The 520-nt window shown below is 67.3% G+C and carries 1 protein-coding gene; it reads right to left on the reverse strand.

All coding sequences use genetic code 11. The features are described 5' to 3' along the window. On the reverse strand, positions 1 to 520 hold a 520-nt coding region (locus tag EII42_RS13130; RefSeq protein WP_158676524.1), incomplete at both ends, for a hypothetical protein.

Below are 520 nucleotides of genomic sequence, written 5' to 3' on the forward strand. Positions count from 1 at the left end.
TGCGCAGAACGAGCCCGCAACGCCGAGGCGTTAGCGTCCCTGGCCTCGCTCAGCGCGTGCCACACGAACGTCAACTCCAGCATCGTCGCCTCGTACGCGTTCTTCAGCAGTCGCGCGTAGAGCGCGGGCAGCTGGCGGTGCTCCTCGAAGGCCTTGGCCTGCACCATCGCCCGCAACCCGTACTGCCTGGCCGCCGGGCCCGTCCAGCCCTCCAACAGAATCAACTCCGGCAAACTATCCGCCAACTTCCCAGCATCCCTGGCTTTCTCTGCCCATTGTTCCGCGCGGTCGTGGAGTTGTTGGGCCAGGCCCTGGCTGATCTGCGCGGCCAGATGGGTCCGGGCGCGCAATGAACTCAGCATCATCTGTGCCCGGTGGACCGCTTCGCTAGCCAGCTCGCGCGCACGCGCCTGGTCGCGGAGCAACTGTTCCCGCTCGGCAGCGTTCGCTTGCGCGAATAGTTTGGTCTCGTGCGCCTGCTGCTGGCCCAGCTCCGTCTCGTCCGCGGCGATCGCGGCCG

Source organism: Tessaracoccus sp. OH4464_COT-324 (assembly GCF_003932855.1).
Taxonomy (GTDB): domain Bacteria; phylum Actinomycetota; class Actinomycetes; order Propionibacteriales; family Propionibacteriaceae; genus Arachnia.